11 protein-coding genes, 1 pseudogene and 1 riboswitch are annotated in these 13409 nt (G+C 71.9%); of the genes and pseudogenes, 7 read left to right on the top strand and 5 right to left on the bottom strand.

Features of this window, described 5'->3' with window-relative positions; all coding sequences use genetic code 11:
• Positions 1–254: 254 nt before the first annotated feature.
• The 7 genes and pseudogenes from QK288_RS15645 to ribH all read left to right on the top strand — a co-directional run bounded on the left by QK288_RS15645 (position 255) and on the right by ribH (position 9114).
• Positions 255–977, top strand: a complete 723-nt coding sequence (locus tag QK288_RS15645; RefSeq protein ID WP_281265189.1) for a hypothetical protein — start codon at positions 255–257, stop codon at positions 975–977.
• A gap of 83 nt (positions 978–1060) precedes the next feature.
• Positions 1061–2986, top strand: a complete 1926-nt coding sequence (locus QK288_RS15640; protein WP_281265188.1) for a chaplin family protein — start codon at positions 1061–1063, stop codon at positions 2984–2986.
• Between the two features lie 175 nt (positions 2987–3161).
• On the top strand, positions 3162–4505 hold the full coding sequence (locus QK288_RS15635) for an alpha/beta hydrolase-fold protein (RefSeq protein ID WP_281265187.1): 1344 nt from the start codon (positions 3162–3164) through the stop codon (positions 4503–4505).
• On the top strand, positions 4502–6970 hold the full coding sequence (locus QK288_RS15630) for a DUF2156 domain-containing protein (protein WP_281265186.1): 2469 nt from the start codon (positions 4502–4504) through the stop codon (positions 6968–6970). Before QK288_RS15635 ends, QK288_RS15630 begins: the two co-directional genes overlap by 4 nt.
• An 85-nt stretch (positions 6971–7055) precedes the next feature.
• A riboswitch (FMN riboswitch) is annotated at positions 7056–7190 on the top strand.
• Between the two features lie 90 nt (positions 7191–7280).
• Complete coding sequence (locus QK288_RS15625; RefSeq protein WP_281265185.1) at positions 7281–7925, top strand: riboflavin synthase; 645 nt, start codon at positions 7281–7283, stop codon at positions 7923–7925.
• Positions 7925–8575, top strand: a pseudogene (gene ribB, locus QK288_RS15620) (3,4-dihydroxy-2-butanone-4-phosphate synthase); the annotation flags it as partial. The gene QK288_RS15625 and the pseudogene ribB, both read left to right, overlap by 1 nt.
• A gap of 50 nt (positions 8576–8625) precedes the next feature.
• Positions 8626–9114 carry a 6,7-dimethyl-8-ribityllumazine synthase gene (gene ribH / locus QK288_RS15615; protein WP_281265184.1) on the top strand — a complete coding sequence of 163 codons (489 nt, stop codon included), beginning with the start codon at positions 8626–8628 and terminating at the stop codon, positions 9112–9114.
• Between the two features lie 85 nt (positions 9115–9199).
• On the opposite strand, the gene QK288_RS15610 is transcribed toward ribH, so the two are convergent.
• From QK288_RS15610 to QK288_RS15590, 5 genes are all read right to left on the bottom strand, one after another.
• Complete coding sequence (locus QK288_RS15610; RefSeq protein ID WP_281265183.1) at positions 9200–9370, bottom strand: hypothetical protein; 171 nt, start codon at positions 9368–9370, stop codon at positions 9200–9202.
• A 66-nt stretch (positions 9371–9436) separates the two neighbouring features.
• Positions 9437–9985 (bottom strand): TetR/AcrR family transcriptional regulator, encoded by a 549-nt coding sequence (locus QK288_RS15605; RefSeq protein WP_281265182.1) that lies wholly within the window; start codon positions 9983–9985, stop codon positions 9437–9439.
• 119 nt (positions 9986–10104) lie between these two features.
• Positions 10105–11016 (bottom strand): carbohydrate ABC transporter permease, encoded by a 912-nt coding sequence (locus tag QK288_RS15600; RefSeq protein ID WP_281265181.1) that lies wholly within the window; start codon positions 11014–11016, stop codon positions 10105–10107.
• Entirely contained in the window at positions 11013–12053 is a 1041-nt protein-coding gene (locus tag QK288_RS15595) for a sugar ABC transporter permease (protein ID WP_281265180.1), read from the bottom strand. The genes QK288_RS15600 and QK288_RS15595 overlap by 4 nt, the downstream gene beginning before the upstream one ends.
• The gene (locus QK288_RS15590) at positions 12050–13351 is read right to left on the bottom strand and encodes an extracellular solute-binding protein (protein ID WP_281265179.1); all 1302 of its coding nucleotides are present in this window, start codon (positions 13349–13351) and stop codon (positions 12050–12052) included. Before QK288_RS15590 ends, QK288_RS15595 begins: the two co-directional genes overlap by 4 nt.
• Between the last annotated feature and the right edge of the window lie 58 nt (positions 13352–13409).

Here is a 13409-nt window from a genome sequence, read left to right as displayed (position 1 = left end):
CAGCCCCGGCCGCTGCGCCAGCACCGGCCGCAGCACCCGCTCCGGCAGCACCGCCGTCGAGCACCCCCGCGCAGCCGTCCGCGCCGCAGCCAGCCGCCACACCGACGGCTCCCGGACCGGCGACTCCGGTCCAGCCGACCGCACCGCAGCCGGCCGAGCCGGCCACCACGACGGCGCCGGCCACGTCGACTCCGCCGGCCGACCCTGCGGAGGCGACCAGCGCCTCCCGTCCGCTCACCGGCACCGTCGCCACCGTGCTCCGTCCCGTCACCGGGACCGTGCAGACACTCACCGACGCACGCCCGGTGACGACGGTGGTGAGCACCCTCGACCACGTCGTCGGCGCCGTCCCGATCGTCGGCACGCTGCTCGGCGACGACACGCTCGGCACGGTGACCGCACCGGTCAGCGGGCTGGTCGATGACACCCTCGGCGGCGTCGGGACCGCCGTGGGAACGGTCCCGGACGTGCTTCCGGGCACGCCCGGGACCGGTGGGGGCACCCTGCCTGGAGGCTCGGTGCCCCATCCACAGATCCCCTCGCCTCCGGCAGGTGACGGTGTTCCCGCCTTGGGCGGCTCCTCGACGTCGGTGGGCGAACCGTCGGGGCAGGTAGCTCTTCGGGCCGCTGCGGCACCCGAGGCCGTGGTCGCGCAGGCCACCCCGGCCGCGGACGACGTCACCGTGCTCGCGCCCGCCGCGTCCTCCGGTGAGCAGGACGCTCCCGCGTCCGCGACGATCGGCGGTGGCGCGCTGTTCGTCCCCGACGGACACGGCCACCAGGACTCGCCGCTCGGCGGTTCCGGATCAGGACTCGCCGGCAGCACCACGACCGTCGGCTCGGCTGGCGCCGGTGTCGTCGGCACGGTCGCCGCCGACGCCGACCAGGACCCCCTCGCCGCGGGGACACGCGGCACCATCGCCGACGACGCCGTTCCCGCGTCGCTCACCGGCGACCACGACGTCGCCCCTGATTGAGATCGGCGCACCTGCCCGTCAGGCAGGACGCGCCACCGACCGCGACCGCGGTCGGGAACACATCTCGATCAGGAGTGATGACCATGAACAAGTACGTCTCGAGAGGGCTGTGGTTCGCCCTCTTCGTCGGCGGGCTGACGGTCGGAGGGGCCACCGCGGCGAACGCGGCGACGACCTCCGGCACGGACGGCACCGTCTCAGGAACACAGGTGGCGCCGTCGATCGACGCGCCCGTCTCCGCCGTCGGCAACGCCCTCGGGGTGCTGGGCGACGCGGTGTCCTCGGCCGTCCCGGCTCCGGCCGCTCCGGCTGCTCCCGCCGCACCGGCCGTCGACCCTGCGTCGGCGGCGGTGCCGGATCCGGCTCCCGCGGCGCCGTCGACCTCCGGGTCGGACGGCGTCGGCTCGGGGACGCAGGTCGTACCGGACGTGAGCGCGCCCGTCGACGTGACGGGCAACGCGATCTCGGTCGGTGGCGACGCAGCGTCGACCGCCGTGCCGACCGCCCCTGCCCCCGCCGCGGCACCCGCTGCAGCGGCACCCGCGCAGGCGACTCCCGTGGCGGCGACTCCCGCTCCGGCGACTCCCGCGGCACCGTCGACCTCCGGGTCGGACGGGATCGCCTCGGGGACGCAGGTCGCGGGTGACGTGACCGCGCCGGTCGACGTGACCGGCAACGCGATCGCGGTCGGTGGCGACGCCGCGTCGACCTCGGCGACGGCAACACCCGCTGCTCCGGTTCCGACTCCGGCTCCCGCTGCGGCGACCACGTCGGGCTCGGACGGCATCGCCTCGGGGACGCAGGTCGCCCCCGCGGTGGAGCTGCCGATCACGGTGTCCGGGAACGGCATCGGTCTGCTCGGTGACGGGACCTCCACCGGCTCGACGACGGGTGCGGCGGCTCCGGCCGGCGCGACCTCCGGCGGATCGACCGGGGGATCGACCTCCGGCGCCGACGGGACCGTCTCCGGGACCCAGGTGGCACCGTTGATCTCGATCCCGGTGACGGTCTCCGGCAACGGGATCGCCGTCGTGGGAGACGGAACCTCCACCGGATCGGCGACCACCCCGGCTGCCGGTACTCCGGGTTCCGGCTCGACCGGCTCGACCGGCACGACGGGCGCCCCGACGACCTCCGGTTCCGACGGCATCGCGTCGGGGACGCAGGTGACACCGGCCGTTTCCCTGCCGGTGACCATCGCGGGCAACGGCATCGGTCTCCTCGGTGACGGCACCAGCACGACCGGCACCGCGCCGACCGGCGGAACGGGCACGGCTGACGGCAGCGCCACGGCCGGCCCGGTCACCGACGGCTCGGACGGCACCGCCTCGGGCACGCAGGTCACCCCGGTGGTCTCGCTCCCGATCACCATCGGCGGGAACGGCATCGGTCTCGTCGGCGACGGCACCAGCACCGGAGCCACGACGACCGTGCCGGCTGGCGGCACCGCGACCGGCACGACCGGTGGCACGGCCGGATCCACGTCGGGCTCGGACGGGGTCCTGTCCGGGACGCAGATCGCACCGGTGGTCTCGCTCCCGATCACCATCGGCGGGAACGGCATCGGCCTGGTCGGCGACGGCACCAGCACCGGGACCACGACGGTCCCCGGTGACGGCGGCACGACGCCCGGCGACGGCACCGACCCGGGTGACGGCACCGACCCCGGCGACGGCACGGACCCGGGTGACGGCACCACGCCCGGCGGCGGCACGGACCCGGGCGACGGCGGCTCGACGCCCGGCGGCGTCACGACCCCGATCGGCGATGACGGCTCGGGGACCACGGCCGACGCCGTGACCACCGTGTCGACGACCGGTTCGGGCACCGCGGTCTCCACCGCCGGTGTCGCGACGGTCGCCACCACGGCGGCCCGCGCAGCGACCTCCTGGGCGACCCAGTCCGGGCTCGCGTACACGGGAGCGTCCTCGCAGCTCGTACCAGCGGGGATCGCGCTGATGCTGCTCGTCGGGGGTGCCGGGACACTCGTCCTCCGACGCCGCCACTGATCACCATCCGCGCTGCGGGGTACCGGTTCGCCGGTACCCCGCAGCGCCACGCCTCCGGCAAGGAGGTGTCCTGAGAACGAGCCGGGTGCTTCCTGCAAGCGCATGATGCCGATGCTGTGAGGAGCGGAAGCGGTTCGGCAGCATCGGGTGAGTCACCGAGCGGGACGATGAACGCGTGTTCAACGAACTGCTCCGCGTGCCGATCGTCCGGCCCGACGTCCTCATCCCGGTCGACGTCGTGGCAGCGGTGCTGACCGTCTGGGCGCTGGTCGGTCCGTTCCGTCGCAGCTCGCGCGCGGGCGGTCGAGGACGTCGGCTGCTCGTCCGCGTCGCGGCGCTCGTGGTGGGTGCTGCGGTCGGGCTCGTCCTCGTGTGGTGGCTCGGTGACGTGCAGGACGAGTTCGGCGTCGCGTTCACGCCGGTCACCCGGATGTGGATCGCATTCGCGTGCGCTGCCGTCGCGATGTGCCTCGTCGTCCTGGTGCAGGGCGGCTGGGGGCGTCGCACCGTCGCGGTCGCCGCAGCTGCCGCCGTCCTGCTGGCGTCCGGGCTCGGCGTGAACGTCGACTTCGGCGCCTACCGGACGATCCAGCAGGCGATCACCACCAACCCCTACCCGTCGGGTTCGCTCGGTCACCAGCACGCGGTGGCTGCCGGGACCCCGGTCGTCGATGCAGCACGGTGGACCGCCCCCACGAACATGCCGAAGTCCGGACGGACACTGTCGGTGCGGATCCCCGCGACGGTCTCGCACTTCCGGGCACGGAAGGCGGTCGTCTGGCTCCCGCCAGCCGCGCAGACGGCGGACCCGCCGACCCTCCCGGTCCTGATCGCGCTGTCCGGGCAGCCGGGTCAGCCGTCCGACATGTTCCAGACCGGGAACCTCGGTGGCTACCTCGACCGCTACGCAGCGGCGCACCACGGTCTGGCACCGATCGTCGTCTCGCCCGACCAGCTCGGGGCGCCGAACCGGAACCCGATGTGCGTCGACTCGCGCCGCCTGGGGCGGAGCGCGACGTACGTGATGACGGACACGGTCCGCTGGATCACGGACCACCTGGACGTGGCGTCGACACCCGACGCGTGGGGCATCACCGGTTTCTCCCAGGGCGCGACCTGCGCGATGCAGTTCTCCACCGAGCACCCCGGGGTGTTCGGTACGGCGCTCGCCATCTCGAGTGAGCTCACGGTGAAGAACGGGTCGCTCGCGAACACTGTCCGCGTCGGCTTCGGGGGTTCCCGGGCGGCCTACGAGGCCGCGGCGCCGATCGCCACCATGCGTCGCGATGCTCCGTACCACGACCACCTCACCGTCTTCGGGTTCGGGCAGGACGACGCTCCGTACCGTGCGTCGACCACCGCGCTCCGCGACGCCGCGGTGCAGGCGGGCATGCAGACGTCGGTCATCGTCTCGCCCGGATCGGCGCACGACTGGAACACCGTGCGGTACGTCCTCGCGAACGGGCTGCCGGCAGTGGTCGCGCACCTCGGGCTGCCGTCGATGCGAGGGGCGCTGTGACCGGCGGGGGCCGCGTCCTCGACGAGGAGCGTGTCGCGCCCGTGCGCGCCCGGCTGACCCGCGCGGGGCGCGCCGTCGTCGGTCGTGTCCGGCGGTACCCGGTCACGAGTGTCGTCGTGCTCCTCGTCGTGCTGACCTCCGCCATCGGCGTCGCGATGCGCGTCCACCACGCAGCGTCCGGCACCGCTGCGCTGGGGCCGCTCCGCGTGTTCGCCGCGTCGACCGGGTTCGTCGCCCTGGTCCTGACCATCGCCGGCGTGGTCGTCCTCGTCGGCGCCTCGGAACGCCTGATGGGCTCGTGGCGGACCGCCGTCGCGTTCGTCGTGACGACGGTGGTCGGAACCGGGGTCGGCGCACTCAGCGCCTTCGTCGACCTCGACGGCCGTGGAGCCGGTCCGCTCCTCCTCGGGCGCGCGACCGCGTTCGACCCGTGGACCGCCGTCGTCGGCACGATCGTCACCGCGAGCGCGTTCGCCGGTCCGCTGTGGCGCCGACGGATCCGCGTCAACGCCCTCGCGGTCGTCGCGGCCCTGTTCCTCTACGCCGGGCATGCCTCCGACCTGTACGCGGTGCTGGCAGCTGCAGCCGGGTGGATGCTCGGCGAGTTGCTCCGGAACACTCCGAAGCGCACCGGGTGGGTGCGGAGCTCGCACCGAGAGACGCGCGTCCTGCTCGGGACCGTCGTCCTCGTGTCCGCGGTGGGGCCGGTCATCGCGCTCGTCTCGCGCGCCCGGGTCGGGATCCTCGCGCCGATCGCCGCCGTCGTCGGGGCCGGCCCGGTCACACCGGTGTCCGGGTGCCGGACGGACGGCGTCGCGGGGGAGTGCCTCAGACGGCTCCTGGCGTACCACGCGGCTGATCCGTGGACGGTGCTGCTCGCGGTGCCGCCGCTCCTCGTCCTGGTCGTCGGCGGCCTCGGGCTGTTCCGCGGCAGCCGGTTCGCGGTGTGGCTCGTGGTGGCGGTCGACGTGGTGACCGCGCTCGCTGCGGCGGTCACGTACGGCGCGGTCCCTGGTCGGGTGGAGCGCCTGCACGGCTCGGAGGACCAGTTCGTCGTGACGCTCTCGATCCTCGCCTCCATCGCGGTCCCGCTGGCGACCGCGGTCGTCCTCGTCGTGCTCCGCCGATCGTTCACCGTGCTGCCGTCTCGTCGCCGCACCGTCGGGTTCGCCGCGGCCGTGCTCGTCGCCGCGGCGGTGATCGTCACGGTGCTGCTGGTCGTCACCGACGCGTCGCCGAACCGGGTCCCCGACCCCCTGCGCGTGGTCGTGGCGGCGCTCGGTCCGATCGCCCCGACCACGTTCTGGGACCACCTGCCGGCCCTCGACCCGGCGCTCCGCTTGACGCTCGGCCTCGCCGGCCCGGTGCTCTGGCTCGTCGTCGCCATCGCGGCGATCGGCCCGACCGGTGCCGCACGACCCGACGCGGACTCCGACGAGGTCCACCGCGACCGGGAGCGCGCCCGCGCGCTGCTCGTCGCGGGCGGCGGCGACACGTTCGGGTGGATGACGACCTGGCGCGGCAACGCGTACTGGTTCGCGGCGGACGGCCGGGCCGGTGTCGCGTTCCGGCGCAACGGCGGCGTCGCGGTCACCGTCGGCGGACCGTTCGGGTACCCGGACGCCCGGCCGGCCGCGCTGACCGACTTCGCCCGGTACTGCGACGACAACGGGTGGACGCCGGTGTTCTACGGCGTGGACGTGCAGGTCGCCGGGGCGCTGACCGCCGTCGGCTGGGCGACGCTGCCCGTCGCCGAGGACGCCGACTTCGACCCGCGGACCTGGACGACGAGCGGCAAGCGGAAGCAGGACGTGAGGACCTCGGTGAACAAGGCCGCCCGCGAGGGCGTGACGGCCACGTGGGCGAGCTGGGACGAGCTCCCCGCGACCACCACCCGCCAGATCGAGGCGATCTCGGAGGAGTGGGTCGCGGAGCGCGAGCTCCCGGAGATGGGCTTCACGCTCGGAGGGATCGACGAGATGCGTGACCCCGCCGTCCGCACGCTCGTCGCGCAGGACGCCGAGGGGACTGTCCTCGCCGTCACCAGCTGGCTGCCGTCGTTCCGCGAAGGGCGCGTCGTGGGATGGACCCTCGACGTGATGCGCCGCACCGCAGCAGCCCCGAACGGCGTGATGGAGTTCCTGGTCGCGAGCGCGGCCGAACGGATGCGGGAGGACGGCGCCGAACGGCTCAGCCTCTCCGCCGCGCCGCTCGCCAGCGCCGGCGGCCCTGCCCCCGAGGGCGGACAGAACCTCCTCGAACTCGTCGGCGGTGTCCTGGAACCCGTCTACGGCTTCCGGTCGCTCCTGCGGTTCAAGCAGAAGTTCGGCCCGGACCTGCACCCGCTCGCGCTCGCGTACCCGGACCCGGTGGCACTGCCTGCCATCGGGGTCGCGGTGGTCCGCGCGTACCTGCCCGACCTCTCGCTCCGACAGGCCGTCGCACTCGCGCGCGGCCGCGGCTGACGAGCCACGAGCCCCATGACGACGTGACGGCGTGTGACCGGTGTCGATGCGACGCCCACATGGCTGGGGTATCGTTCGGGGTACGCAAGCGCTCCGGGGTCGGTGTAATTCCGAACCGGTGGTGACAGTCCACGAACTGACGACGGGTGTGAACCCGCCTGATGTTGACTCGGTGAAACTCCGGGACCGACGGTGAGAGTCCGGATGGGAGGCGCGCTGGCGGACACGACGCGACCACCTGCGTGGGCGCACGGGTCCGTCGATGCCGACGATCGTCGAACGCCCCCGGAGTCCCGTTGAGAGGACACCAGTGTTCACCGGCATCATCGAGGAACTCGGCACCGTCACCGCCGTCGACCCCCAGGGCGACTCCGTCGCGCTCACGATCCGTGGCCCGCTCGTGGTCACGGATGCGAAGCACGGCGACTCCATCGCGACGAGCGGCGTCTGCCTGACCGTCGTCGAGCAGACCCCGGAGACGTTCACCGCCTTCGTCATGAAGCAGACGCTCGACATGAGCGCACACGGGTCGCTGCGGGTGGGTGACCGGGTGAACCTCGAGCGCGCGGCCTCCGTCGGCGACCGGCTCGGCGGCCACATCGTGCAGGGCCACGTCGACGGCACCGCGACGGTGCTCGAGACCGCGGACGGTGACGGATGGCGCCGCGTCCGGTTCGCCCTGACGCCGGAGCTCAGCCCGCTCGTCGTCGACAAGGGCTCGATCGCGCTCGACGGCGTCTCGCTCACCGTCAGCGCCGTCTCCCCGGAGACGACCGACCCGGCTGATGCCTGGTTCGAGGTCAGCCTGATCCCCGAGACCCTCACCGCCACGACGCTCGGTGACCGGGTCCCCGGCGACCGGGTCAACGTCGAGACCGACGTCCTCGCCCGGCACGTCCGGCGCATGCTGCGGCTCGACGCCGCCGCGCAGGTCCTCGAACTGGAGGCTCAGTGATGGTCGCCGACGCCCCGCACGTCGTCGACGTGGCAGCACCAGGGCACGTGGCCGGGTTGTCGACGATCGAGGACGCCGTCGCCGCCATCGCGGCCGGCCGGCCGGTGATCGTCGCGGACGACGAGTCCCGCGAGAACGAGGGCGACGTCATCCTGTCCGCCGAACTCGCGTCGCCGGAGTGGATCGCCTGGACCGTGGCGCACTCGTCCGGGTTCATCTGCGCGCCGGTCAGCGCCGCGATCGCGGACACGCTCGACCTGCCGCCGATGGTGGCCCAAAACGAGGACGTCCGCGGGACCGCCTACACCGTGACGGTCGACGCTGCCGTCGGGGTCACGACCGGGATCAGCGCCCACGACCGTGCCCGGACGCTCCGGGTGCTCGCCGACCCGGCATCGGTCCGCGGCGACCTGCACCGTCCAGGGCACGTCGTGCCGTTGCGCGCGCGACCCGGCGGGGTGCGGGAGCGCGCCGGGCACACCGAGGCAGCGATCGACCTGGTCACCGCGGCGGGCTTGCGGCCCGCGGCGGCGATCTGCGAGATCGTCGACGAGGACGGCAGCATGATGCGGCTGCCGCGGCTCGTCGAACTGGGGGCGCGCGAGGGCGTGCCCGTCATCACCATCGCCGCACTCGCCGAGTGGCTGGACGCGGCAGACCGGGCAGCGGCGGACGCCGCGCCCACGGAAGGAACGACACGATGAGCGGAGCAGGCGCGGCGGACCGCGACCACGTCGACGGCAGCGGCATCCGGGTGGCGATCGTCGCCGGGCAGTGGCACGACACGATCGCGGCGGGACTGCTCGCCGGGGCCCAGCGCGAGGTCGAGCGCCTCGGCGCCGACGCCACCGTGCTGCCCGTCCCCGGGAGCTTCGAACTGCCCGTCGTCGCGAAGGCGGCACTCGAGAACGGGTTCGACGCGGCGGTCGCCCTCGGCGTGATCATCCGCGGGGGCACGCCGCACTTCGAGTACGTGTCCGACGCGGCGACGAGCGGCCTCACCCGGGTCGCGATCGAGACCGGCAAGCCCGTCGGCTTCGGCGTGCTCACCCTCGACGACGAGCAGCAGGGCATCGACCGAGCAGGGCTGCCCGGCTCGAAGGAGGACAAGGGTGCCGAGGCGGCGCACGCCGCGATCGCGACGGCCGTGGTGCTGCGGAGCCTGCGCGCCGCGACCGTCCCCGCCTGACCCGCACCGAGCCTCCAGTCCGGACCGGACGCGAAACGGGCCCCGCACCGATGTGGTGCGGGGCCCGTTGCCGTGCGGTGTGTGACTACCGCTTGCCGAACACGTGGATCGGCAGGAAGAAGGAGATGCACATGAGCAGGATGCCGCCCATGAACACGAATGCCTGACCCGAGCTCACCTGGAACGCGACGCCGAACAGGTACATCGACACCAGCAGGAGCAGGATCGAGAAAACAGCGGCGATGACGCGGCCCACAGTGGTACCTCCGGAATCAGGCGGGTGGATCGGACCCAGTCTATCCCCAGGTCGGGGTGTGCTGGTTCACGCCACGGGCTTCGTGGACACCAGACGGTCGACGACGACGAGCAGTGGCTCCATCTCGACCGAGGCGCGGTCGGGGCGGCCGTCGCTCGCGGCACCGAGGGACGCAGCGTGGTACAGCCCGTCGCCCATGAGCTTGATCGCCTGCGCGGTGGGGACGTCCCCGAGCGCGTCCACGAGCGTCGCGAGCCAGGCGTTCTCGGTCTCGTCGAGGGTGCGGCCGGCCTCTTCGTAGCCGGCCTGCTGCAGGCGGCTCGCGGCGAGCAGGGCGAGGTCGAGCTCGCTGCCGACGTACTGGCAGTTGCGGACGAAGTAGCGCGCAGGGCCGTCCTCGGCCTCGCGCATGCGGTCGACGTCGACGGCGGAGAGGTCGGCGAGCCGGTCGCAGAGGCCCTCCACCAGCGCGGCCTTCGAGCCGAAGTGGTACAGCAGTCCGCCCTTCGAGACGCCGGCGCGGGCGGCGACGGCGTCGAGGGTCGCAGTGCGCTCGCCTTCCTCGCACACGATGGCGACGAAGCTGTCGAGGACACGGTCGCGAGCACTTGCCATAGGGGTGAGTCTAGGAGGCGTCGAGGACACGGTGCAGCGCGCATCGGGGCGCACTTGCCATAGGGGTGAGTCTAGGAGTGTGCGGACGGCGACGCGGAACCCGCGCCGCCGTCCGTGTCTCAGCCCTTCAGCGCACCGGCCGCGATGTTCGCGATGAAGTGCCGCGACCCGATGATGAACACCCCGATCAGCGGGAACACGCTGATCACCGCGCCGGCCATCACGGCGCCGAGGTCGGTCGCGTTCACCGAGCTCAGGCCGGCGAGGGCGACCTGCAGGGTCTGCCCCTTCGGGTCGATCAGCACGATGAGCGGCCAGACGTAGTCGTTCCAGGCGGTGATGAACGTGAAGATCCCGAGGAACGCCAGCCCACCGCGGAGCATCGGCACACCGACCGACCACCACGTCCGGAAGAACCCGGCACCGTCCACCCGGGCGGAGTCGATGAGCTCGTTCGGGATCGACGTCGTCGCGAACTGCCGCAGCAGGAAGATGCCGAACGCGTTCGCGGCGCCGGGGATGATGAGCGCCTGCAGCCCACCGATCCACCCGAGCTTCGCCATGAGCACGAAGCTCGGGACGAGGGACAGGCTCCCCGGCACCAGGAAGGTGGCGAGCATCACCGTGAACAGTGCGCGCTTGAACGGGAACTCGTACTTCGCGAACGCGAACGCTGCCAGCGAGTCGAACAGCATGACGAGGACCGCCGTGCCGCCGGCCACGATCACCGTGTTGAGGAGTGCCCGGAGCATGTCGACGCTGCCGAACACGCTCGCGATGTTCGCGAACGCGTTGTCGCCGAACCACAGCGACGGCGGGTACCCGAAGATCTCCGCGTTCGTCGACGTCGACATCACGAGCAGCCAGTAGAACGGGAAGATCGACAGCAGGACCCCGACGACCAGGCACACGTGCGTGACGAGCGTCCCGATCCAGCCTCGGCGGAACCCGTGGCGGTGGTCGGACTCGGCGGCACCGGGGCGACCGAGCGCAGCGGCGGTGTTCGTGGTCGTGGTCTCGGTGGTGGTCATGCGTCGACGCCCTTCTTCGCGGTGCGGACGATGACGGTGCGCGCCGTGCGCAGCCGCCTGGGTGTCTTGAGGCCGTCGCGTTCACTGAGCAGACGCCAGTTGATGATCGCGAACACCACGGAGAAGATGAACAGAACCCAGGCGATCGCCGAGCCGTACCCGAAGTCGAACTGGTTGAACGCCTGCTCGTACTGGTACAGCACGATCGTCATGCCGGCCTCGTCCGGACCACCGACCGCGCCGCCGTTGAACAGGATCTGCGGCTCCGTGAAGAGCCCGAGCCCGCCGATGGTCGACGTGATCAGGGTGAAGAGGATGACCGGCCGGAGCATCGGGACGGTGATCCTCGAGAAGATCTGCCACGTGTTCGCACCGTCGACCTTGGCGGCGTCGTACAGCTCGGTGGGGATCGACTGCAGCCCGGCGAGGTAGATGATCGCGTTGTACCCGGTCCAGCGCCAGATCACCATGACGGAGATCGTGACCTTGATGCCCCAGTACGACGACAGCCACCCGACGGGGTCGGCGCCGAGTGCACGCATCGCGGCGTTCACGAGTCCGAACCCGTCCGAGAAGACGGAGCCGAACACGATCGCCATCGCGACCATGCTCGTGACGTTCGGGATGAAGAACGCCACCCGGTAGAAGCCCTTGGCCCGGATGTTGCCGTGCAGCAGGAACGCGAGCACGAGTGCGAGGAAGAGCATCGGGAGCGTCGACATGATCCAGATGAGGAACGTGTTCCCGACAGCGTTCCAGAACCGCGGGTCGCCGAGCAGGTACTGGTACTGCGCGAAGCCGACCCACGTGGGGCTGCCGATGCCGTCCCAGTCGGTGAAGGACAGCACGATCGAGAACACGATCGGGAACAGCCCGAACACCAGGAACAGGACGTAGAAGGGGGCGATCGCGACGTACTGCGGCCAGAACCGACGGAGGCCGAAGCGCTTGCCGGTGGCCGCGGTCGTGATCGACGCGGTGGGCGTCCCGACGACGGCGGGGATGCTCGTCGTGGGCGGTGCCTGCTTGGTGCTCATGCCGTGACCCCGCGCTTCTCGAGGACCCGGTTCGTCTGGTCGACGGCGTCCTGCCAGGCCCGGTCCGGGTCCTTGCCCGCTGCCTCGACGTTGGTGATCTCGGTCGCGAAGGCGCCGATGAAGCGCTCGTTGTTCGAGATGTAGGTGACCGGGACGTCCATCGCGGTGTCGCTGAAGAACGACAGCGGGTCCTGGTCGCCGAAGAAGTCACCCGGCTTCCGCATCAGGCCGTTGTCGAACGAACCGGGCGTGGACGGGAAGAGCTGGATGTCGTTGTAGGTGTGCGACTGCACCTCGGGGGAGGTGATCCACTGCGCGAAGGCCGCCGCGGCCGCTGGGTCCTTCGACGTCTTCGGGACGGCCAGGAACGAGCCGCCGCTGTTGCCGGGGCGTTCGGGCTGCCTGGCCATCCGCCACTGCCCGGAGGAGTCCGGTGCGGTGTCGTGGATCACCTGGGTCCACCACGCGCCCTCGATCTGCCCCGCCACGCGGCCGGACACCCATCCGGCGTTCTGGTCGGTGCCGGACTGCAGGTTCCCGGTCACGCCGGACTTCGCGCACGCGACGGCGTTCTCCCACGCCTTCCGGATGCTGCTGTCGTCCTGCTCGAAGACGGGCTGGTCGTCACGGTCGAAGTACCGGGTGGGGCTGGCGTACACGTACTGGTTGAAGAGCTGGTTGGCCGTGATGACCGTGGCCACGTCGGCCTTCTTCCGGAGGGTCGACCCGAACGTCCGGAAGTCGTCCCACGTGCTGATCGACGCCGACACCTCGTCCGGGTCGGTCGGCAGGCCGGCCTTCGCGAGGACGTCCTGCCGGTAGAAGAACGCGGTCGGTCCGGTGTCGACGGGCCAGAAGCACTGCCGTCCGCTCGGGGTGGTGCCGAGTGCGCGCTTCCAGTCGTAGTACTCGGACTTCTTCGCCGCGCCGCCGTGGTCGTCGAAGTCCGTGAACAGTTCCTCGTCGGGGAAGTACAGCCAGCAGTTCGAGTTCACCATGAGCACGTCGGGGATGAACGCGTTGCCCGCCAGCGCCGTCCGGAACTTCGTGTCGTAGGACGCGCCGCCGATGAGGTCGGGGCGGAGGCGCATCGGGCGGTGCCCGTCGATGCCCGCGGCCGCCTGCTTCAGGAACTTCGGGTCGAGCGACCGGTTCCAGTACCAGAGGACGAGCTCGTCGGGGTCCTTCGAGATGGAGGTGCCGGTGGAGCACCCGGCAAGGAGCGCTGCGGCGCCGAGTGCGCCGGCGCCGGCGAGGAAGCCCCGCCGGCTGAGACTGATCGATGGTGCTGCTGTCACGGGGATGCCTGCTCTCGTCGTTGAGATCGGGGAGTCCGTGAGCGATCGACCGTGAACG

The organism is Curtobacterium sp. 9128 (assembly GCF_900086645.1).
Classification (GTDB): Bacteria; Actinomycetota; Actinomycetes; order Actinomycetales; family Microbacteriaceae; genus Curtobacterium.
This window is presented reverse-complemented; position numbering and strand designations above follow the sequence as displayed.